Below are 21,768 nucleotides of genomic sequence, written 5' to 3'. Positions count from 1 at the left end.
TCTAATGGAACAGATTCAAGAATATATAGCGCAGTACGGATATCTCTCCATTTTTTTCTTTTTGGCGCTAGGTATTTTCGGTTTACCGCTGCCAGATGAATTGCTCGTAACATTTGCTGGTTATTTAGCATCTGCCGGGACATTTCATTTCGTATTTGCAATGGTTTTCACGATTTCCGGTGTAATGGTCGGAACATTGTTCACATATATGATCGGAAGGAAGATTGGCAAGCCGCTCGTTCATCGTTTCGGCCGCTATTTATTCCTCTCGCCCCATCGTATGCAAAAGGTGGAGCAATGGTTTATGGCATACGGTTCTTGGGCAGTAACGATTGGTTATTTCTTACCGGGTATGCGCCATTTTGTTTGTTATGTTTCAGGAATGAGCGGGATGAGCGTAAGACGTTATATTTTATTCGCAATTCCAGGTGTGATCGTGTCGACAATGATTTGCATCCTTCTCGGCTATTTCATTCGACTGCCTTTTTTCTAAATCTTTACTGTACAAAAATAAAGCGTATTCGAGAGTGGGGTCTCGAATACGCTTTTTCCAGCTGGAGTATTAAATTGTAAATCTATCGATAGAGGATCGTAAATCTTCCGCCAATGAAAGCAAGCGGTTCGTGTACTGATCCATCTCTTCAACTGTGACGAGCTGTCGATTGGCTGCATTCGTCACTTCGCCGATATAATCGGATGCATCTCTTGCAGTAGCCGCCATTTCTTCCATCGCCGCACTGACTTCTTCTGAACTTGCTGACATCTCCTCAGAAACGGCACTCATTTCCCCAATATCATTGCTGATTTGTGCAATGGAACGAACGATTTCCTCAAAGCGATCGCCTAGTTGGTTGATCACATCCAATCCTTTTATGACGTTAGCATCCCCTTGTTCAGCAGCTTTCACTGCGTCTCCCGTATGAGATTGTACGCTATCGATCAGACGATTAATTTGTGAAGCAGAATCTGCTGTCTGCTCGGACAATTTACGTACTTCACTCGCAACGACCGCAAATCCTTTCCCGGCATCTCCAGCTCGTGCAGCTTCAATCGAAGCATTCAATGCAAGTAAATTCGTCTGTTCCGAAATATCCGTTATCATTTTAGATATTTGTCCGATCTCCAATGCTTCGTCTGCCAATTGTCGGATAGCGTTGGTGGATTGGGCAGTTGTCGCTTGTATACTATTCATTTGTTGTACGGAAGTTTGGACCGCTACATGCCCCTCACTCACACGCTCTGTAATATAATCGGAGTTGCCCGCAATATTAGCCGCAATTTCTGCCACATTTTGAATACCTATAGACATTTCCTCCATCGCTCGTGCGCTATCTTCGGACATTTGCACTTGCATTTCGGAACCGTGATCCACTTGTTCGATCGCAGATGAAATGTCATTTGACATCTTGGTCACTTCCTCGGATTTTCGGTTGAGCAACTGTGAGGAGTCCGCTAGATTTTCAGCCCCGTTGCGCACGTTATCGATCATATCTTTCATATTGTCCGTCATCCTCACTAGCGTATGAGACAGTGAGCCAATTTCATCATTTCTCCGTAAGTAACGTGCAGGTATTTCATAAGAAAAACTCCCTTCCGCAATTTGCTCGCCTATGCTTTTCACCACTTGAATTGGTTTACTGATCGATCTGGCCATGAAATAGGCAATTATAATCCCTAAAAGAATAATAACCACTACTACTATAAAGAAATCTTTTTTTAATTGCGTCATACCGCTTAGCATATCTTCCATTGGAGAAGCAATAACCACTTTCCACCCATTTTCCATTGTGTCAAATCCAACGTAGCGATCCTTCTCTTTATAATAGTAGTTGATCAAACCTTGATTTAGGGTCAGTATCTCTTTTATTCTGCTCCCTTTATCAGACTGTTTCTTTGACTCTTCTACTAAATTTAAAAAGTTGATTTCATCGTTCACCAATGTTCTATCCGGGTGACCAATGAATTTGCCGTTTTCATCTAAAATATAGGCATACCCATTCTTTCCGAATGTAACTCCTTCTACGATAGAGCTTAAATAATCTCCATCAATACGCCCTAATAAAAGTGCGGGTTCACTGTCCTCTGTTAAAATGGGTGTCGCCATCATGAAAACCGGTTCTTCTGTTACACGACTAATAATCGAGCTGGATAAAGTTGTTTTCCCGTTAAATGCCTCAATCACATATGGACGGTCACTTAAATCCGCTGTCGTTCCATCAAGATAATGCGAAATTCCATCGGCTGTTACGATTGCAAAAGTTAGATAATCTGATTGACTGTCCAATTGTTTTGCCAAATATTCTTATTGTATTTTAAAATCCATACTTCTTACTTCCTGACTCTTTGCAAGCGCTTCAATTTCTAAGTATTTTCTCTTGAAATGTTCATCGATATAATCTGAAGTGTCTTTGGATTTTTCAGTCAATGTAATTTCAGACTGATACAACAGAGCTTTCGAGCTGTTTTGCGCAGTAAAAAAGCCAAGCAACACACTTCCCCCAACTACTAGTAACACAATTGACAAAATAAGCTTAGAACCAATCGTTCTCATACAGCACCCCTAGATTCATTTTTCTTTTGTATGCTGATTGCACTAGTTGAATTAGTCAATTTATCCTACTTTCTATTATAGTTTTATTGGAAAGAAAAAACAATAACAAAATTTTTAGTAAACTACTACTATATATATTTGACCGTTATTTACGCTAGACATCCAACCACGTTATGATATGAGAAAAAACGCCTAGCATTATGCCAGACGTTTTGTTACCAATTTAGTTGTTCTTCATAATCCTTGATCCATTGTATACAGCTGGCGATACCGTTCATTCATACTGAGCAATTCTTCATGCGTTCCTTGCATGATGATTTCCCCGTCCTCCATGAAAAGGATTGTATCCATTTTCTCCATACCCATCAAATGATGGGTAATCCATACGACTGTCTTGTCTTGCAAAGATTGATGGAGCGTCTCAACCAAAGAATATTCTGTCACCGGATCTAACCCTACAGTCGGTTCATCCAAAATGACGACTGGTGTTTCCTTTAGGAGTATTCTTGCAAGCGCAATTCGCTGGCGTTCACCGCCAGAAAAACGCTGCCCTGTTTCCTCCATCTGAGTTTTCAATCCTGCAGGAAGAGACTGTAAATATTCGTGCAAACCTACTTGTTCAGCTACTCGGTTGACGTCTTCAAGGACAGCTTGGTAATCACCCAATTTCATATTATTTTCTACAGTCGTAGCGAATAGATACGGTTTTTGATTCAACACACTCATTACGTCATACACGGAATCTCCATACTGACTAACTGGTTGACCATTGACATGGACGTCGCCTTCTGTCGGCTCGAGTGTGCCAAGCAATAATTGGATCAGTGTAGATTTTCCAGCCCCGCTCTTACCTAGCACTGCAACTTTTTCACCAGGTCGAATGGAAAGGTTGATGTTCTTTACTGCATCCGCTGGTTGATTTTCATAACGATAACGAACATTTTGGAGTTCAATCGTAACATCAAGATGTTCATTCGGCATTTCAAGCAGCTGCACATATTCGGGACTCTGCCGATGTATGCGATCGATACGTTGTAAGGATGCATCATAGGCAGGCATGCGCTCAACTGCATGCGAAACTGGAATCAATCCTTCCAAAATTGGCAATGTCACCAAAGTGAAGGCTGCAATATACGTAGGGAGCAATAATCCATCCGCTGCTTGTTGACCAGCCCACACACCAACTACCAATACAAGAATACCTGAGAAAATCTGAAGTTGTACGGTTCGAGATTGTTGCCAATAAGCAATTTTCTTATCGATTTCGTGACTTGCATGGCTCTCTTTTTGGAAAGCTGATAAGAATTGTTCTTTGCGCCCACTGATAATCCAATCGCGCAGACCGAAGATTCCTTCGGTCATTGTGTTGTACAATTGACTATGCAGCTTTTTAGATTGTTGCTGGTTTTTCTTCATTAAATAAAGAGAAGCCATCGGATAGATGAAGACCACAACTGCAAGACAAAGTGCCATAACGAGTGCGAATTTCCAATCATATACCGCCAGCACGATCACCGAAAAGCTATAGAGGAATAAACCGATGACTGTCGGAAATAGCGTTCGAATATAGACGTCTTGCAAATGTTCGATGTCATCCGCAAGTGTACCGAGTAAATCACCGGTCTGAAAGCGTGAGCGAATGAACAATGCTTGCGGCTCCAACACATGGTAAAGACGAACACGCATATCAGCAATAATCTTCAAAACCGCATTGTGGCCAAGCAACCGTTCCACATAGCGAAGAGCAGCACGCGAAATTCCAAACGTCCGAACCGCTACGATTGGAATATAGACAAGCAAAATTGTTTCGGGACGTTCAGATGTCCTCGAAATCAAATAACCTGAAGTGAATGTTAACATCGCCGCAGACAAGATCGTCAATGCGCCTAAAATGATTGTGGACCACAATGTCTTCTTATATTTACGGACATACGGAAAAATATGATGTTGGTAAAGATTCATACTGCATGCCCCTTTCCGCGTGCTTCCAGCAGTCGACAATAGGCTCCGTCCGCGCCGATAAGCTCTTCATGAGAACCCGTCTCTACAACCTTGCCATTTTCCAGCACAATGATCGTATCCATATCTTGCATCCAATGTATTCGATGCGTCGCAAACACAACGAGTTTATCTTCAAGTAAGGGTAATAACATCTGCTTCAATTCATGCTCTGTCTCCACATCCAAATGTGCTGTCGGTTCGTCAAACAATAAAATTTGGCGACGTTGGAGCAAAGAACGCGCGACTGCAATCCGTTGCTCTTCTCCCCCGCTTAATGAACGTCCGCCTGCGCCAATCCGTTCATCGTAACCATTCGGTAAAGTCGTGATCAACTGATCAAGGCCAACTCTTTTCGCGGCTTCCGTCACTTCTTCTAACGATGCATCGGGCTCATAAAAGCGAATATTATTGATTACTGAATCTGGAAATATCGTTGGGTGTTGCGGAATATAGGCGACTTGATCTTGCCATTCCGCAGTCGACAAGTGAGGCAGCTCTTGCCCATCCAGCAAGCAAGCCCCACCGGTCGGCACTGTGAAACCCGATAATACATCGATCAATGTGGACTTTCCTGCGCCTGAATGGCCAATTACCCCCACTTTTCCGTAACCCTGCATTTTCATAGTAAGACCTTTAAATATAGTCTGTTCTTCCATCTTGACCTCTAGATTTTTCAGCTCTAATGAAGATTCAGCATTCCAGCGTCGAATTGTTTTTTCTAAAACAAGCGATTCTGGCTCAGCCTCTTCTAAAATAGCGTGAATTTGCATACTTGCATCTTTACCGTCAGCGGTTGCGTGAAAATCATTTCCAAGCTCCCGTACAGGAGAAAAATATTCAGGCGCTAAAATCAAAATTGCTAAAGATGGTTCAAGCAACATCTGGCCATTGATCAAACGCAATCCGAGCTCCACCGCTACAACAGCCACCGACAGGCTTGCAAAGAAATCCAATGAAAAAGACGATAGAAATGCGTAGCGCAACGAACGATTGGTCGCGATACGATACTTATTACTGACCGTTGCGATAGACTGCTCATGAGCACGGCTGTGGCCTAAATACTTTAACGTGACGATACCGCGCAATGAATCAACAAAATGTCGTGATAGCAATCGATACGTATCCATCTGGTCATCAATCTTTTTCTGAGAGACCATTCCAATCAGAATTAAAAAAATGATCAAGATCGGCAAAACGATAAGCAATGTGATCGCGGACATTTTATCAAGTGTAAAAACATAGACCAAAATCACAAATGGAACAATCGCCATTGAGAGAGAACGCGGTAAGAGCAACTCCAAATACTTACGGAACTTTGGAACCCCCTCTAGCCCAAGTGTCACCAGATGACCCGAACCATACTTTCCGACAGCTTGAGGACCGATCGTAAAAATCTTGCGCAGCAATTGCTGTTCGTAATCCTTCGCTGTTCGATCGGCAAATCTATATGCAATTCGCTCCTTCCCCCATTGAATGAGGTGGCGAATGCTGTTGGCAACGATAAAAATCACAAATGACCGAAGTGCAATACTTCCTTCGGCACCTTGGAACAATTGTGTAATGGCTTTCGCCAAGTAAATTGCTTGGAAAACGATGGCAATTGACTGAACTACAGTTAGTAGTCCAATCAACGCCAACACTTGTTTACTTCCTTTATATTGAAGCAAGTATTTATCCATTAGTATTCTAGATGCTCCTTATCACCTGTCAATCGTTTACGGAACACATAATAACTCCAGATTGTATACGCCAAAACGATTGGCACCATAGTAAATGCTACGATCGTCATGATTTTCAGTGAATACTCTCCTGAAGCCGCTTCTGCGATCGACATATTAAATGCCGGATCCATTGTACTGATCATGACGTTCGGGAACAAAGCAATGAAGAAGCTAGCCATGACAATCACTAAGATTAATCCTGTCATGGTGAAACTTAGGCCTTCCCGCTTTGTTTTCAGGAAGAAAAATAATAAACCATACAATACTAGGGCCACGCTGTACAACGGGACTAGAATCGTTCCCCGATCTGAAAATGCACCAGTATCTATATAGGTGAAAACCATGAACAGTACGACAACCACCCCTGTAAGCCCATACACCTTAAGAGCTGCGGAATTGGCTCGCTCCCGCAAGCTGCCTACTGTTTTCAAACCGATGAATAAAAGCCCGTGCAAGTACGACAACATAACAAAAGTGACACCGCCGATTACTGTATAGACATTAATGAAGTCAGTGAATCCTGCATACATATTCATTTCACTGTCAATCGGTAATCCTTGTATCAAACTCGTGAAAAATACACCGAATAGGAAAGGCGGCAGCAAACTTCCAAAGAAAATCGCCCAATCCCAAGTTTTGACCCAAGCTTCCGAGTCACCTTTTCCACGGAACTCAAATGCTACTCCCCTGACGATCAGCGCCAGCAATAGAACAACGAAAGGCAGATAGTATCCACTGAAGACTGTTGCATACCAATGAGGAAATGCCGCAAACATGGCGCCTCCAGCAGTGATCAGCCATACTTCATTGGCATCCCAGACAGGGCCGATCGTATTGATGATGATCCGTTTATCGGTATCATCTTTCGCCAAAAACTTCGTACTCATCCCGACACCGAAGTCAAAGCCTTCCAAGAATATGAACCCAATAAACAGGACAGCTATCAATATGAACCAAATATCACTTAACGGCATGTCCGGCACCTCCTGTATCAAACGGATCTGTTGCGGAAACATCCGCTTCTGGTCTCTCTTCCGGTCCTCGCTGGATAAACTTTACGAACAACACAACCATGATAATACCTAGGATTGTATAGATTGTAGAGAATGATATGAGCGAAAATAGAATCTGTCCGGCCGAAACGTTCGGTGAAATGCCATCTGCTGTTTTCATCAAGCCATTCACTACCCACGGCTGACGACCCATTTCCGACATAATCCATCCGAACGAGTTACCAATAAACGGCAGGAATATCCCCGCGATCAGTAAACGCAAGAACCAAACCGACTCGGCAATCTTTTTTCGATACATGAGAAACAGTCCTACTGTACCTAGTCCGAGGAGCACGCCGCCCATCACGACCATGATACGAAAACTCCAGAATGTCGTTTTTACAGGAGGAATATAACTGCCTTCTCCGTGCTTTTCAATCATTTTCGCTTCCAGTGCATTCATACCTTCGACTTTTCCTTTGAATTCACTGTACGTCAAGTAGCTCAACATGTATGGAATATCAATGCGGCTAGTCGTTTCACGATTTTCCACATCAATATTCGCAAACAATGTCCACGCAGCAGGGTCTCCACTATCTTCCCATAATCCTTCTGCAGCTGCCATTTTCATTGGCTGTGCATGCATTAGGTATTGTGCTTGAGAGTGTCCGGAGAATGCAATTCCCACGCCAGACAACATGCCGATGACCAATGAAATGGTCAGTGACTTTTTAAAGAAGTCCACTTTACGTTTCTTAATCAAATACCATGCGCTGACCCCTGCTACGAAAAATGCACCGGTTGCGAAACTGCCGAAAACCGTATGTGGAAATGCAACCCATAACTTCTCATTCAACAGAACGGCCATAATATCATTCATTTCCGCCCGCCCATTTTGCAATACATAGCCTGTTGGGTTTTGCATGAACGAGTTGGCCGCCAATATCCAAAACGCAGACATAACTGTGCCGATTGAAACAAGCCAAATACACGCTAAATGTAATTTTTTCGGTAACTTATTCCATCCGAAAATCCAAATTCCGATAAAGGTGGATTCCAGGAAAAATGCCAATAATGCTTCAACTGCCAGTGGGGCGCCAAATATATCCCCTACAAATCTAGAATAAGCAGACCAGTTCATGCCAAATTGAAATTCTTGAATGATCCCGGTCACCACTCCGATGGCGAAATTAATGAGAAAGAACACACTCCAAAATTCGGTCATTTTTAAATAGATTTCGTCTTTTTTCACCACATACATCGTTTGCATGATCGCAATAACCAATGCCAAGCCAATAGACAGTGGTACGAAAATAAAATGGAATAGTGTGGTGGATGCAAATTGTATTCTTGCTAATAGAACTTCCTCCATTTTCCATGATCTCCTTTCGATCTTTGTTTCTATTACCTACAATAACGTAGTTCGAAAAAGAGTTCGTGAACAATCTGCGTAGTTCCTGTTACAAAGCTGCAAACTTATGTCCGAATTGTACAGAAGTTATGGCGGCTTTGTAACAACAAGTTCAGACCTTGCGAATTCCTTAAAACGGCTACCTTTATCAGGAAATCAAGGCAAAAAAGTCATATGAATTCGAGTATTGCGTGGCTCTGGTTTTTGTATAACGAAAGAATGTTGTTCTTTGAGACAATTACTTAAGGGAAGGTAATTTGGATGTGCGGCTGGAGTGATTCTTTCGGTGGTGGTTTAGAACGGTATGTTTTTTGGTTCAGACTGGAGGCATTTTAGTACGATTCAACAAAACTCTGTTCCTTTCTCCAGCTTCCATTGCTCAATAACAAAAGAAAAGGCTGTCACTGAAAGACAATTGCAACTTTCAGTGACAGCCTTATGGGATAATATTTCTCTATAGATTACAACTCGTCCAACACTTCCATCACTTTCTCGTAATCCGGATGGCCTTTATGCAGATATATAATGAAGTGATCTTTTCGTTTGGCTGCTAGGCGTTCATGTTTTGTTTCAGTTGTCACCTCTAAATAGCCCGTTTTGTCGACTTCTGATAAACGTTCATCTGAAGGTGATAATTTGTAAAGATTAAGGGGCATCAAGGCTTCTTTATTCACTATAAGTGTCATGCCGCTTACTGCTCCGAATAGTTCCACATCTGCTTCCATCGGTTCGCTCACTTCAAAACCTGCTGTCTCTAATTTCTTATGTACCTGCTCAAAAAAAGCTTCATCTGTTAATGCTGGGATTACCACATTTTCCTCCTGCGGCTTATTCACTTCGGGTTTTTCTTCTGATTCATTCTTTTCATCATTGCATGCACTAAGCAATAAGCTGGTAAGTACGGTAAGCAAAACGAACAATCTACTCGTTGATTTCATCGATTAACATCCTTTCTTTCAAACTATTTCTTTTGTTATTATACCTCATTGCAACTTTTTTCGTTAGCCGATACCTTTTTCTAGACAAACAGCAAGCTAAAAATTAAGATATAATATATATCATTTAATAACTTATATCTAACAGTAATAGTTATCAGGTGATAATTATTATAAATAACTCTTTTCTTTTAATAAATGCTCTGCTATAATGGTAATTGTAGATAAAAAAAGAACTGATTGGGAGGAATTTTATATGTCAATTAACGAGAACGATTCTCAAAGAAGAAAGCTTACTACAGCAGCTGGTGCTCCTGTAGTTGATAACCAAAACTCTATGTCTGCAGGTTCAAGAGGTCCGCTTTTGCTGCAGGACGTTTGGTTATTGGAAAAGTTAGCACATTTTGACCGCGAAGTTATTCCTGAGCGACGCATGCACGCGAAAGGTTCAGGAGCTTACGGTACATTTACTGTCACGCATGATATTACGCAATATACGAAAGCTAAGCTGTTTTCAGAGATTGGTAAACAGACTGAGATGTTCGCACGTTTTTCAACTGTTGCTGGTGAACGCGGAGCAGCGGATGCGGAGAGAGATATTCGAGGATTTGCATTAAAATTCTATACGGAGGAAGGTAACTGGGATTTAGTCGGCAATAATACACCGGTATTCTTTTTCCGTGACCCATTGCAATTCCCAGATTTGAACCACGCCGTTAAACGAGACCCGCGGACGAATCTAAGAAGCCCGAAAAACAACTGGGATTTCTGGACTTCCCTGCCTGAAGCGCTTCACCAAATCACTATCATCATGAGCGACCGTGGTATACCAAGATCGTATCGTGAAATGCATGGTTTCGGCAGCCACACATACAGCATGATTAATGCGAACAATGAACGTCATTGGGTGAAGTTTCATTTCCGTTCTCAACAAGGGATTGCAAACTTAACTGATGAAGAGTCTGCTGCAACAATTGCTACTGACCGTGAGAGTGCTCAGCGTGACTTACTGTCCAATATCGATAATGGAAACTTCCCGAAATGGAAAATGTATATCCAGGTCATGACGGAAGAGCAAGCGATGGAAATGCCCTACAACCCTTTCGATTTGACAAAAGTTTGGTATAAAAAGGACTTCCCTTTAATTGAAGTTGGAGAATTTGAGCTAAACCGTAACCCAGATAACTATTTTGCGGAAGTGGAACAAGCCGCGTTCACACCAGCTGCAATCGTCCCAGGCATCGGTTTCTCTCCTGACAAAATGTTGCAAGGCCGCCTATTCTCTTATGGTGACGCGCAGCGCTACCGTCTAGGCGTCAATCATCATCAAATTCCAGTCAACGCACCAAAATGTCCATTCCATAGTTTCCATCGCGACGGCGCAATGCGTGTTGACGGGAACCACGGTGCTACAATGCATTATGAACCAAACAGCTACGGCGAGTGGCAAGAACAACCTGATTTCAAAGAACCACCACTTAAAATTCATGGCGATGCAGATCATTGGAATTTCCGTGAGGATGACGATGACTACTTCACACAGCCAGGAAAATTATTCAATCTATTAAGCAGTGAAGAACAAGAACGCTTATTCAACAATACTGCTCGTAATATGGGAGATGCTCCTAAAGAAATCAAAATCAAGCATATCCGCCACTGTTATTTAGCAGATCCGAGATATGGTGAAGGTGTCGCAAAAGCATTGGACATTCCAATGGCAGATGTAGACATTGAAAATACTACAACACTCGTCTAAGAATAAAACATATAAAAGCGCTTGGAGTTCATTCTCCAAGCGCTTTTGTCTGAACATTATTTTTCTCCTACGCCATTCAAAATATTAGCGATGATTAATCCTGTAATAATGGCGACCACACTCATGACAAATGGCGTGCCACTTTCAGGGATTCCCGGGAAAATAACAAAAATGGAACCAATAATGAGACCTAGGATGACCGCAAACATTCCGGTATGGAAATGAGTCAACAACATGCGAATAAGTTTACTGCTCACCACAAATCCAACAGTGATTCCGACACCTGTAACTAAAATAATCGGAATATTAAAGTCTGAAATTGCTGTAATAACAGTCGTGTAGACGCCAAGCAGCAATAGCACAAAAGATCCGCTCACACCTGGCAACAACATGGCCATACTTCCTGCCCATCCGGAAAAAAATAATATAACCGCTGTCTTTCCTGTCAGATGTGTGATGAGACTAGGATCCGCCGGCTTAATAAATATGGTAGAGGCAAGTCCTGCTGCCACAACTAACATTAATATTATATGGTGAAACTTAAAACTTTTTCTCAATCCTGCCTGCTTGGAAACAAACGGAATTACGCCTACGATCAACCCTAAGAAGAAATATTGAGTAGGTTCATGATAATGCTTCAATAAATAAGAAATTACTTTACTGAATAAGATAATGGTCGCACCCATCCCAATGCCAAGTGGAAGCAAGAATCCAATATGCTTTTTCCACTCTCTGCTGAAAAATCCGCTTATCGAGATAAGCAATCGATCATATATTCCTAATATGAAAGCAATTGTTCCACCACTCACACCTGGGATCAAATCACTGATTCCCATTAAAAACCCTCGATATAAATTTTTCCACTCCATGCGTATTGTTCCTCCAATAAAATTCATTCCATACAGTATATCACGCAGTCAACTGTTAATAACATGACGCCATTTTTCTTTAATGCTCATTTGGACTGATATTCTTACTGTATGTCCATCCTCTACTAAATAGGACTAGTACAAAACAAAAGTTGTTCCATTGTTAGAAGTAAAACAATGAAACAACTTTAAATTAGTAATTTTCTAATTCAGAAACGGTTACAAATGAATAACCTTGAGATTGCAAGTAAGCCATAACGGATTCCAAACCATCTGCTGTTGCTTTATGGATGTCATGCATCAAAATAATGCTCCCATCACGCGTATGAGCTTTCACTATTGCTAATAGTTTTTGAGGATTGTGATGTTTCCAGTCCAAGGTGTCAACATCCCACATTACTACAGGTAAATTTGTAATAGCTCGCACACGATCATCGACTGCGCCATATGGTGGTCTGAAAACAGTTGCGGGTTGTCCGATTACTTCTTGAATGATATCCGTAGTCCCCTGTACTTCGTCATAGAGCTTTTTATCCGGTACTTTTGTTAACGAAGGATGGTTCCATGAATGGTTGCCTAGTTCGTGACCAGCTTCGGCAACCTGCTGTGCAATTTCCGGATAATATTCAACGCGGCTTCCTAACATGAAAAACGTCGCTTTTGCATCGTATTTCTTCAGTGTCTCAAGAATTCTTACAGTGGATTTCGGATCAGGACCGTCGTCAAATGTGAGTGCGACTTTTTTGCCCTCAGACTTTTCAGCGACCTCCACTTGATACTCTTCAGCTAAAAATGGATTTAACTTTTCTAAGGGGACTTCCACAATTGCCGGGCCTGCTGACTCTTCCGTAACAACGCCTGCATCATAATAAAAAATGATTTTGTCGTCAGTCAAAGAAAAATTACGATAATTTTTCCATAAAGGTTCCGTCGGCGTCCAGACATTTTCCGCTAGGAGTATGTCTTTGAATTCAGGATTTTGATAAATATGATCACGAACTACTTTAGCAATCCGTTTTAGTTTTTCAACGTCTCCACCAACCAAGTCCGTCATCTTAATTCCTTTACCTGTTTCTGGCTGGATATGGAATGTACGAATCTCTGTCTGGCTATCACTTTCACTCGTTGAAATTGTTGTCAGCATAACGAATGAGTAGTTCCCTGACTTATGCTGTACTGTTTCAAATGAAATATTCAATTCTTTTGGTGTTGTACTGTTTTTATCCGAGTCAGATTTCAAATAACGAGTTTTCCATTGATCTATGTACTCCAATATCTCGTCATTAAAATCTGTAAACTCGGTTTGAGGGTACTGGATTGCAAACGGATTATTTGGATCATTGGTAGTTTCAGTGACAATTTTTACGCCTGGAAAATTTGAGTCGCTTGAGTCGACCAATATTTCCGGCTTCGTCTCTTTTTTTGATTTATTTGGAGATGCATTTGTCGACCGGTCAGATGTGTTAAATATTAACAGTAATGCAATGGCTGTCATTGCCATGATTGCACTTGAAAACGCAACATCGATCCATAGCGAACGGCGTTTTCTCTTTTTGAACTTCATAGAAAGACTCCTTTTTTCGATATTTCTTAATCTTTGAAACTACCTAAAATTGCTTTATTCAGTTTGATCGGACAAATCTCTTCTGTATGCAGTCAGCTATGGTAGATTTATAGCGAAAACTAAAAAAGTATGTCTATTTATTAGTATACAATAAATTTATAACTAAACAAGAATTTGATAGAATCTCTCAATATTTTTTCATTAAGTAGATTGGGCAATCCCCTGAAGATATACTTTTCCTGAAATCGGATTTATGGTATAATATCCAAGGCCCGAATCTTGCAAATCCGGGTGTAAGGGGAACTTACCATCTCCTTTGATACACACCGATCTCGGCTGTTATCTATTGCAAAGAGAAAACAGAAGGCGGTAATTAAAATGGAAAAGAATGAATATCGAGTATTGTTGTTTTACAAGTACGTCCACGTGGAAAATCCTGAGGAATTCGCTGCTGAACACCTGGCATTCTGTAAGGAAACTGGACTAAAGGGACGAATCCTAGTTGGTGAAGAAGGTATTAACGGAACATGTTCAGGGACAATTGAACAAACTGACGCGTACATGGAACATATGAAAGCTGATCCGCGTTTCGCTGATATTTGGTTCAAAATCGATGAAACAGACGGTCACGCATTCAAAAAAATGCACGTACGACACCGACCCGAAATTGTTAATCTCAGCTTACCTGAAGATGTCAATCCTTTAGAGTTAACTGGTGAGTATTTGGAGCCTGAACAATTTCTAGAGCAGATGCAAGACGAAAACACAGTTGTTCTGGATGCCCGTAACGATTACGAGTATGACTTAGGCCATTTTCGCGGAGCAATCCGTCCAGATATCGAAAACTTCCGTGATCTACCTGAGTGGGTTCTAGAAAATAAAGAGCAACTAGAAGGTAAGAAAATATTGGCTTATTGTACAGGCGGTATCCGATGCGAGAAATTTACTGGCTGGTTGAAACGAGAGGGCTTTGAGGACGTAGCGCATTTACATGGCGGTATTGTTTCGTATGGTAAGGATCCTGTTGCAAAAGGACAGCTTTGGGATGGCCAGTGTTATGTATTTGATGAGCGTATCGCAGTTCCGATCAATCAAGTGGAGCATGTAGTCGTTGGCCGTGATCATTTTGATGGCACACCATGCGAACGCTATGTGAATTGTGCGAACCCGGAGTGTAATGCGAAAATCTTATGTTCTGAAGAGAATGAACATGTCTATATGCGCAGCTGTTCAGATGAATGTCGTGTACATCCACGCAATCGTTATTTCGTGGAACACGATTTAACGGTTGAGGAGTTTAACGATCGCTTAGCTAAAATTGAAGCGTTACGTTTAGAAGAGACAGTTTCATGATTGATTGAATAGACAACAGCCAACTTCCTAGAGTGGAGTTGGCTGTTTTTCTATTGACAGCGACTTTTTTATTAACGGCTTCTCGGCTCTTCACCAAAACACCTGCTTAACTAGGAGCCATATTGGTTCATCACCGCGAAGTGTAGTCGACAGATAAGACGATGAAATGAAAACAAATGGCAAATCCGTTATTGTGAAAGTTGTCGAAACAAACACGAGGTTCTGCCACTTGCTACATCAGTTTATCAAAAAAATCATTGATTTGTCACACTATGAATGATTAGAAGGAACCACAAAAGAAAATGGGCATTGGACAACTACGTTAGCCTCAGTGCCTATATATCATTCCTGCCCTGTTTGCCTCGAAAAAGGAAACTAGCTCGTCAACTACATGTTATGTGAAGAATGAATTGAAGTCTTTAAAGATACCTAATATCTTTAATAAAACAAAAAAATAATCGATTAATCCCTTCTCTGTGCAACGAGCATGTATAGAGATTCCGATGGAAAATATTTCTCTGTTACCTGGAATCCTGCTTCCTTCATTTCTCGCTCCATTCCTTCCAAGGTAATTCTTGATCCTTTATCGGAACTTCCTTTTGGTTCAAGTTCTAGACAGATTAGATGGCCTTCTTTTTTCAGTACATTTCTCATTTGCTGTAACAATGGTCCCAGCGGCTGAATTTCATGCAATATCAGAGAAGCAATAATCATATCGATAGTGCCTTCAGGTGAAGGTAGTTCCTCCATACTTCCTTGCACCGGGACAATATTCGAAAGCTGTTCCTTCAAGGATTTCTCTTTTATTATTGCCAGCATTGCAGCATCGATATCTAGTGCGTATACTTTTCCCGTGGTCCTCTTCGCCACCGGGATGGAAAAATAACCGGTTCCGGCGCCAAAGTCCAAGATGCTGTCCGTTTCTTTTAAAGGTATCATGTTCAGCAACTGTTCCGGGGAAAATTCCTTTCTTCGTTCTGGGCTTTCCAAGTATGATACTTTTTCTTTGCTATTCTTACCATGCGGGTGATGCATATATATTCTCCTTTTAAGTGGCTGTTTATCCTGGTTAAATTTTTCTTCTGTCAGTGCTGTAATCACAGATATGGCAGCCATACTACCTTCTGCCGTTCCAATAATTAATTGGGAGGGACCGGAAATTCGCGTATCTCCACAAGCAAACACCCCTTCCGTATTCGTGCGTTGCCAGCTGTCGGTTTCAATTCCACCATGCTCGTTTAATGTATATTTAAGTGTAGAATCAAAAGAAGCAGCCTGTTTCCATTCCACAGATATAAACCCTCCTTCACGGAGCACTTTTGTACCATCTTCAAGTTGAATTTTTTTCAGCATCCGGTTTTCGCCAATGAAAGTGGCGATCTTCTTTTCATTAATACTGATTCCGTAGCGTTTGAGTAATTCTTGTTCTTCCAGCGATAGTATTTTATTGCCATTGGTAAAAATAATTAAATCGTTCGTCCAGTTGGACACCAGTTTCGCCATATGAAAAGCTTTTTGATCATTTGCAATCACTGCTAGCGGACGATCTCTTAATTCCCAGCCATCACAGAAAGGACAGCTGAACAGGCTTTTGCCATAGAACTCTTCCACCCTTGGGATATCTGGAAGGACTTCTTTAAAACCGGTTGCGAGAATGATCTTTTTCGCGCTGTATACTTCCCCATTTTCTGTCTCCACCTGGAAAAAAGTGTTTTCTTTATTTATACGATACACCCGTTGCTTTTCAATTCTCACGTCTGGATATCTGCTTAATTCTTCCTGGGCAACTCTTTTGAATTCCTGCGGATGTATACCGTCCCTTGTGATAAACCCGTGGGACTCGGAGGTTACCGCATTTCTTGGTTTATTGTCATCGAACAGAATCGTTTTACGTCTTGATCTTCCAAGAACTAATGCAGCATTCAGCCCAGCCGGTCCTCCGCCAATCACAGCGCAGTCTAATATCATTTTGTCCACTCCTTTAAATAAATTAACTTTTTCGTTATTCCTGTTTGGATTCTGCCTCTTTAGCAATATCAATCAAAAGCTTTGATTTCAATTCACTTTTCATATTTTCTTCTGCCTGCCACATGACTTTCTCAATCAGGCAGCCTTCATGATGAATGGAGCAGTCGAATAAGCTATTATCTCCTTCAGTCGCATTAATAACATCTAAAAAGGATATTTCGTGTTTTGTTCTGGAGATTTTATAGCCTCCCTTCGCTCCTGGTGTCGACTCGACCAAACCAGCTTTCGTAAGTTTGGTTAATATCTTAGAAAGGTACGTCGGGGAAAGATGTTGCATTTCAGCTAATTCCTGCACTCCCACCAGGTTCTCCCTAGGCTGCAGCATTAAGTGGACCATTGTGTGCAGGGCGTAGTTTGTGGCGTTTGAATACCTCATACATATCCTCCTTATCCTAAAAGGGATATTAGAGACTCCTAATATCCCTAATACGGATTAGCTTATCACTATACGTAAAGGAAGTCAATTTGGAGATTTATAAATCTTTTTTTCAGATATTCGGCAAATTAGGCATGCGACTGTACATACTAATGATCAATTAAAACAGCGGCATTTTCCCAAAATAGAATATCTCGAAAAAAGTCAAAGATTAAATGCCCTAATTTTAACGTAGTTCAGTTTTCGATTACATTATCTGAGTTACCCCTCCAATTCGCAGTTAATATAACTGCGAATTGGCTGCTTCTTTTTATTAATATAGTTGTTATTAAAGCTAGCTTATGAAGAAATATACCTAAACTATATGGTGCTTTTAAATATATATTTTTATTTGCATTTTTGAGTGTAAATTCTAGTTTTGCGATAGGCAACGGAATCCATTATTAACATAAACACTTCCTTTTTTCTTATTCACAATCTTATCCAGACCTTATACTCTTCATAAATCGCTTAAACATTCTTTTCTTTAATTATGGTTATAACCGAACTGAATTGTTTGTAGCTTTCCCTCCATTTTAATCTTTGAAATTCAACCTACCTTTGTTTTTTCATAAGAAAGGCATATTGGATTTCCGCTAATAGGGCATTTCGCGAAAAATGGGTGAATATCAAAAATTTCATTTAAGTAGTGGGCAGTCATGACTTCTGAGACTTTTCCTTCTGTTACAACTTTTCCATCTCGCATAGCAATCAAAAACTGCGAAAACCTTGAGGCATGATTTACATCATGAAGGACCATCACAATCGTTTTATTTTCTTCGCTATTTAATTCTTTTAATAGCTCCAATACATCTAACTGATGCGCCATATCTAAATATGTGGTTGGTTCGTCTAAGATTAAGATATCTGTATCTTGTGCTAACGCCATCGCAATCCACACTCTTTGCCTTTGACCGCCAGACAATGCTTCAATCGGACGATCAGCAAGCTGCTCTAAATTAGTGCTTTTTAATGCCCATTCCACCATCTTTTTATCTTCTGACGTAGTCTTTGCAAAATAGTTTTGGTGCGGAAATCTCCCATATGTAATTAACTCCTGAACTGTCAAACCTCCTGGCGCTGCAGCTGTTTGTGGCAAAACCGCCAACTTCTTCGCTATTTCTTTGGAAGACGTTTCGTGTACCGATTTCCCATCGATATAAACCGCTCCTTGCTGTACTTTTAAAATCCGGGCAATCGTCTTAAGCAAGGTAGATTTCCCACAGCCATTTGGTCCAATAATTGTAGTGATTTCTCCACTGGGTATGTTGACACTAAGATCGCTGATGATTAATTGCTCGCCATACCCTACTTGAATGTGGTCGATCCCTATCATTTTTATCACCTCTATGTTATTTATAAAAAAAGCGCATTGCTTCGCTGAATATCGCGGGAACTATGGACATATGGTTTTCTCCAACTGGAGAGGTAAAAGAAACAAAATCAGGATGATGAGCTTTTAATCTCTGATAAAGCATTAGGCTATTTTCGAACATATCCCCTTTTTCTACCTTTTCCGCTGCAATGTACAATTTTTTATTTGGAAAAAGACAGGTTTTTCGTTCATGAATTAAAATTTCTCGATCATTCCACCAGATAGACGGACTGCAACATAAATAATTTCTAAACAGTTCAGGTCGTTCAAATAGCACATATAAAACAAACAACCCGCCTAATGAATGGCCGAATAAAATTTGGTTATTTAAATCAACAGATACCTGCTTGGTAACAAATGGTTGAATCTCTTCTTCCAATAAATCTAAAAATTCTTTTGCTCCGCCATGTGCCGGCCATGAAGTACCATCTGGTTTATCAGGCAATGAACTAGCGGGATAAGAAGGAGTAAAATCGTATACACGCAAGGCGGGAAATACTTCGTCTAGCTCATATCCAATGCTCACGATAATCATTGGAGAAATATAGGTTTTTTCAGCCCTCCGCCACTGCAGCTTCAATATTTCTTCGCACATAGTTCCATAAGCATTGCCATCTAGAATATACAATACCGGAAAGCCTGTTGCAGGCACTTCTTCATTTGGAACCGACACAGTTATTTTATAAAAATGTCCCGCTAAAGGGTGCCGAAATATCTTTTGAATATTTCCTTGCATCCCCATCACCTCCTTATCAATTCACTACATCGATCTCGTTGAACGCATCAATAAATATACAAAGTATGGAACTCCGATTATGGAAATGACAATACCTACAGGCAACTCTGCAGGCGAGAAAATCGTTCGCCCTATCCAATCCCCAATTACTACTAACAGAACTCCGACCACCCCACTGATCGGCATGACATATTGATAATGGATGCCTACCAAGCGTCTTGATATATGAGGTGCAATCAAGCCAACAAAGCTAATACTCCCTGAAACGATGACACTGGAACTGATTAAACCTACTGCCCCCAAAAGAAAAAGGAGCCGAACTCTATTTGCCCGTAATCCAAGACCAACCATTGATACTTCATCTAATTGCAGCAAATTCAATGTACGCGAATTCCATATGAGAAAAGGTACCACGATGAGCAACCATGGGATGATTGAATAGATCTGTTCCCATGATGCGCTGTAAATACTTCCTGACAGCCAGACCGTAGCCATTTCAAAATCTTGTGGGTTCATCTTTAATGAAACGAAAAGTGTAAGCGCACCAAATTCAGCATTTATGGCAATTCCTACCAATATCAATCTTTTTGGATCGAGCTCTCCATGGTTTCTAGAGAACATAAAGAGGAATATAGCAGCGAGAACCCCGCCCAGCCAACCAAATAACGACATACTGAAGATAGACTGCCCGCTCATGCCGACTACATTACTTTGTACAATAAACATATAGCAAACTACTGAAAAACCGACAGCAGCTTGTATCCCTAAAATACCGGGATCCGCTAATTGATTTTTTGTAAGACCTTGCAAGACAGCACCGACTATACCTAAAGCACAACCTACAAAGGCAGCAATAGTAATACGCGGGATGCGAAATTCATAAATCACAAGTTGATCATCCAGATTTTCATTTAGTCCAAACAGAGTGCGGATGATCTCAAAATGAGTCAATTGAATAATTCCAGTTGCCAAGCTCATGTACATGACCAGTAGCACTAACACTAAACCAAGAAAGAAAACAGTGGTAAAACGTCTTGATGCCGCGCGTCTACGCATGTTGTTTCCCTCCCTTTATTCGTATTAGATAAAGGAAGAAAGGAACACCGACTAAAGCAGTCATCACACCTACAGGGGTTTCGAAAGGCGGGTTGATCAATCTGCTGGCAATATCTGCCCAAGCTAAGAAAAATGCGCCTAAAACTCCAGCGAAAAAAATAATTCGCTTATAATCTTCGCCGACTAAAAATCGAGCGATATGCGGAATGATTAAACCGATGAATGTAATTTTCCCAACCATCGCTACGGAGATTCCAGTTAAGAGCGCAACACTCAATATGGTCAGAAGTTTAATTTTAAGAAGGTCGATTCCCAATCCTTGTGCGACTTCATCTCCTAAGGAAATAGCCGTGATGGATTTACTGACAATCCATGCGATGATGAGTCCAATGAGTGCAAACGGTATTGACCATTTAATAATAATTGGATCGATTTCATGCAGGCGAGAATTGTACCAATAACTAATATTTTGTGAGACTTGAAAATATGTAGCGAGCGCTTGCGACACTCCGTTTAGGAACATGCCAAGAATTGTACCGATAATCGCTAAGGAAATCGGTGATAACCCATTTGGAATCAAATTAGCGACACCGAATACAAATAGAAGCCCTAGAATAGATCCGACAAATGAATAGAGGATCAATGTTAACGGCGTGGCATTCGGCATAAATATCATACTTAACGTAATCACGAAGATAGACCCATCTGAAACGCCCATAATGCTAGGAGATGCAAGAAAGTTCCTTGTCATCCCCTGCATTAACGCTCCCGAGATAGCAATAAATAACCCTACAAGAAGTGCACCCACCACTCTTGGAATTCGAGAATTTCGTATGATCAGATGATCCATGTTTGAAAAATCCGCATGATACATAGCTCTCCAAACAGTTGATACGTCATAAGTTGTCGCCCCATACATAACAGAACAAATCATTGTAACGATTAAGGCTGGCGGTATGACGATCAGTAATAGGGTAGGTTTATTTCGTATCTTCGACATACAAA

At 41.0% G+C, this 21,768-nt stretch carries 18 protein-coding genes; 3 read left to right on the top strand and 15 right to left on the bottom strand.

All coding sequences use genetic code 11. From position 1 onward, the window contains the following. Positions 1–4 precede the first annotated feature (4 nt). Positions 5–493 (top strand): DedA family protein, encoded by a 489-nt coding sequence (locus tag H7J92_RS08400; RefSeq protein ID WP_009497610.1) that lies wholly within the window; start codon positions 5–7, stop codon positions 491–493. A 69-nt stretch (positions 494–562) separates the two neighbouring features. Here H7J92_RS08400 and H7J92_RS08395 read toward each other — a convergent pair whose 3' ends face one another. From H7J92_RS08395 to H7J92_RS08365, 7 genes are all read right to left on the bottom strand, one after another. After that, positions 563–2,296, bottom strand: coding sequence for a methyl-accepting chemotaxis protein (locus tag H7J92_RS08395; protein ID WP_221836472.1), 1,734 nt, complete (start codon positions 2,294–2,296; stop codon positions 563–565). A 6-nt stretch (positions 2,297–2,302) separates the two neighbouring features. Further along, positions 2,303–2,551, bottom strand: a complete 249-nt coding sequence (locus tag H7J92_RS08390; protein ID WP_221836470.1) for a hypothetical protein — start codon at positions 2,549–2,551, stop codon at positions 2,303–2,305. A 234-nt stretch (positions 2,552–2,785) separates the two neighbouring features. After that, entirely contained in the window at positions 2,786–4,513 is a 1,728-nt protein-coding gene (gene cydC, locus H7J92_RS08385; protein ID WP_078816852.1) for a thiol reductant ABC exporter subunit CydC, read from the bottom strand. Continuing rightward, positions 4,510–6,231: a thiol reductant ABC exporter subunit CydD gene (gene cydD, locus H7J92_RS08380; protein ID WP_078816853.1), complete on the bottom strand. Its 1,722-nt coding sequence runs from the start codon at positions 6,229–6,231 to the stop codon at positions 4,510–4,512. Before cydD ends, cydC begins: the two co-directional genes overlap by 4 nt. Continuing rightward, positions 6,231–7,247, bottom strand: a complete 1,017-nt coding sequence (gene cydB, locus H7J92_RS08375; protein WP_009497613.1) for a cytochrome d ubiquinol oxidase subunit II — start codon at positions 7,245–7,247, stop codon at positions 6,231–6,233. The genes cydD and cydB overlap by 1 nt, the downstream gene beginning before the upstream one ends. Continuing rightward, entirely contained in the window at positions 7,234–8,637 is a 1,404-nt protein-coding gene (locus H7J92_RS08370; RefSeq protein WP_221836468.1) for a cytochrome ubiquinol oxidase subunit I, read from the bottom strand. Before H7J92_RS08370 ends, cydB begins: the two co-directional genes overlap by 14 nt. Positions 8,638–9,137: 500 nt before the next feature. Then, complete coding sequence (locus H7J92_RS08365; RefSeq protein ID WP_078816855.1) at positions 9,138–9,614, bottom strand: hypothetical protein; 477 nt, start codon at positions 9,612–9,614, stop codon at positions 9,138–9,140. A 253-nt stretch (positions 9,615–9,867) separates the two neighbouring features. Here H7J92_RS08365 and H7J92_RS08360 point away from each other — a divergent pair, with 253 nt between their 5' ends. Then, a complete protein-coding gene (locus H7J92_RS08360; RefSeq protein ID WP_171805924.1) occupies positions 9,868–11,367 on the top strand; it encodes a catalase in 1,500 nt (499 codons plus the stop codon). A gap of 56 nt (positions 11,368–11,423) precedes the next feature. Here the strand turns inward: H7J92_RS08360 and H7J92_RS08355 are convergent, their stop codons facing one another. Beyond that, positions 11,424–12,236 (bottom strand): DUF368 domain-containing protein, encoded by an 813-nt coding sequence (locus H7J92_RS08355; RefSeq protein ID WP_246602673.1) that lies wholly within the window; start codon positions 12,234–12,236, stop codon positions 11,424–11,426. Between the two features lie 193 nt (positions 12,237–12,429). Then, entirely contained in the window at positions 12,430–13,800 is a 1,371-nt protein-coding gene (locus H7J92_RS17670) for a polysaccharide deacetylase family protein (protein WP_009497619.1), read from the bottom strand. A gap of 378 nt (positions 13,801–14,178) precedes the next feature. On the opposite strand from H7J92_RS17670, the gene trhO reads away from it, so the two are divergent. After that, complete coding sequence (gene trhO, locus H7J92_RS08345; RefSeq protein WP_040759240.1) at positions 14,179–15,153, top strand: oxygen-dependent tRNA uridine(34) hydroxylase TrhO; 975 nt, start codon at positions 14,179–14,181, stop codon at positions 15,151–15,153. Positions 15,154–15,615: 462 nt separating this feature from the next. Here the strand turns inward: trhO and H7J92_RS17945 are convergent, their stop codons facing one another. The 6 genes from H7J92_RS17945 to H7J92_RS08310 all read right to left on the bottom strand — a co-directional run bounded on the left by H7J92_RS17945 (position 15,616) and on the right by H7J92_RS08310 (position 21,763). Continuing rightward, the gene (locus tag H7J92_RS17945) at positions 15,616–17,121 is read right to left on the bottom strand and encodes an FAD-dependent oxidoreductase (protein WP_343228082.1); all 1,506 of its coding nucleotides are present in this window, start codon (positions 17,119–17,121) and stop codon (positions 15,616–15,618) included. A 34-nt stretch (positions 17,122–17,155) separates the two neighbouring features. Continuing rightward, entirely contained in the window at positions 17,156–17,557 is a 402-nt protein-coding gene (locus tag H7J92_RS08330) for an RrF2 family transcriptional regulator (RefSeq protein WP_040759242.1), read from the bottom strand. A gap of 589 nt (positions 17,558–18,146) precedes the next feature. After that, complete coding sequence (locus H7J92_RS08325; RefSeq protein ID WP_221836684.1) at positions 18,147–18,938, bottom strand: ABC transporter ATP-binding protein; 792 nt, start codon at positions 18,936–18,938, stop codon at positions 18,147–18,149. 10 nt (positions 18,939–18,948) lie between these two features. Beyond that, positions 18,949–19,707: an alpha/beta hydrolase gene (locus tag H7J92_RS08320; RefSeq protein WP_221836464.1), complete on the bottom strand. Its 759-nt coding sequence runs from the start codon at positions 19,705–19,707 to the stop codon at positions 18,949–18,951. 24 nt (positions 19,708–19,731) lie between these two features. Then, positions 19,732–20,763, bottom strand: coding sequence for a FecCD family ABC transporter permease (locus H7J92_RS08315; RefSeq protein ID WP_221836461.1), 1,032 nt, complete (start codon positions 20,761–20,763; stop codon positions 19,732–19,734). After that, positions 20,756–21,763 carry a FecCD family ABC transporter permease gene (locus tag H7J92_RS08310; protein ID WP_221836458.1) on the bottom strand — a complete coding sequence of 336 codons (1,008 nt, stop codon included), beginning with the start codon at positions 21,761–21,763 and terminating at the stop codon, positions 20,756–20,758. Before H7J92_RS08310 ends, H7J92_RS08315 begins: the two co-directional genes overlap by 8 nt. Between the last annotated feature and the right edge of the window lie 5 nt (positions 21,764–21,768).

The organism is Sporosarcina aquimarina (assembly GCF_019748715.1).
In the GTDB taxonomy this organism is placed as follows: Bacteria; Bacillota; Bacilli; order Bacillales_A; family Planococcaceae; genus Sporosarcina; species Sporosarcina newyorkensis.
This window is presented reverse-complemented; position numbering and strand designations above follow the sequence as displayed.

Coding starts and splice junctions, on each gene's coding strand:
- H7J92_RS08400 (WP_009497610.1), top strand. CDS start 5: ATGGAACAGATTCAAGAATATATAGCGCAGTACGGATATCTCTCCATT.
- H7J92_RS08390 (WP_221836470.1), bottom strand. CDS start 2,551: ATGAGAACGATTGGTTCTAAGCTTATTTTGTCAATTGTGTTACTAGTA.
- cydC (WP_078816852.1), bottom strand. CDS start 4,513: ATGAATCTTTACCAACATCATATTTTTCCGTATGTCCGTAAATATAAG.
- cydD (WP_078816853.1), bottom strand. CDS start 6,231: ATGGATAAATACTTGCTTCAATATAAAGGAAGTAAACAAGTGTTGGCG.
- cydB (WP_009497613.1), bottom strand. CDS start 7,247: ATGCCGTTAAGTGATATTTGGTTCATATTGATAGCTGTCCTGTTTATT.
- H7J92_RS08370 (WP_221836468.1), bottom strand. CDS start 8,637: ATGGAGGAAGTTCTATTAGCAAGAATACAATTTGCATCCACCACACTA.
- H7J92_RS08365 (WP_078816855.1), bottom strand. CDS start 9,614: ATGAAATCAACGAGTAGATTGTTCGTTTTGCTTACCGTACTTACCAGC.
- H7J92_RS08360 (WP_171805924.1), top strand. CDS start 9,868: ATGTCAATTAACGAGAACGATTCTCAAAGAAGAAAGCTTACTACAGCA.
- H7J92_RS08355 (WP_246602673.1), bottom strand. CDS start 12,236: ATGGAGTGGAAAAATTTATATCGAGGGTTTTTAATGGGAATCAGTGAT.
- H7J92_RS17670 (WP_009497619.1), bottom strand. CDS start 13,800: ATGAAGTTCAAAAAGAGAAAACGCCGTTCGCTATGGATCGATGTTGCG.
- trhO (WP_040759240.1), top strand. CDS start 14,179: ATGGAAAAGAATGAATATCGAGTATTGTTGTTTTACAAGTACGTCCAC.
- H7J92_RS17945 (WP_343228082.1), bottom strand. CDS start 17,121: ATGATATTAGACTGCGCTGTGATTGGCGGAGGACCGGCTGGGCTGAAT.
- H7J92_RS08330 (WP_040759242.1), bottom strand. CDS start 17,557: ATGAGGTATTCAAACGCCACAAACTACGCCCTGCACACAATGGTCCAC.
- H7J92_RS08320 (WP_221836464.1), bottom strand. CDS start 19,707: ATGCAAGGAAATATTCAAAAGATATTTCGGCACCCTTTAGCGGGACAT.
- H7J92_RS08315 (WP_221836461.1), bottom strand. CDS start 20,763: ATGCGTAGACGCGCGGCATCAAGACGTTTTACCACTGTTTTCTTTCTT.
- H7J92_RS08310 (WP_221836458.1), bottom strand. CDS start 21,763: ATGTCGAAGATACGAAATAAACCTACCCTATTACTGATCGTCATACCG.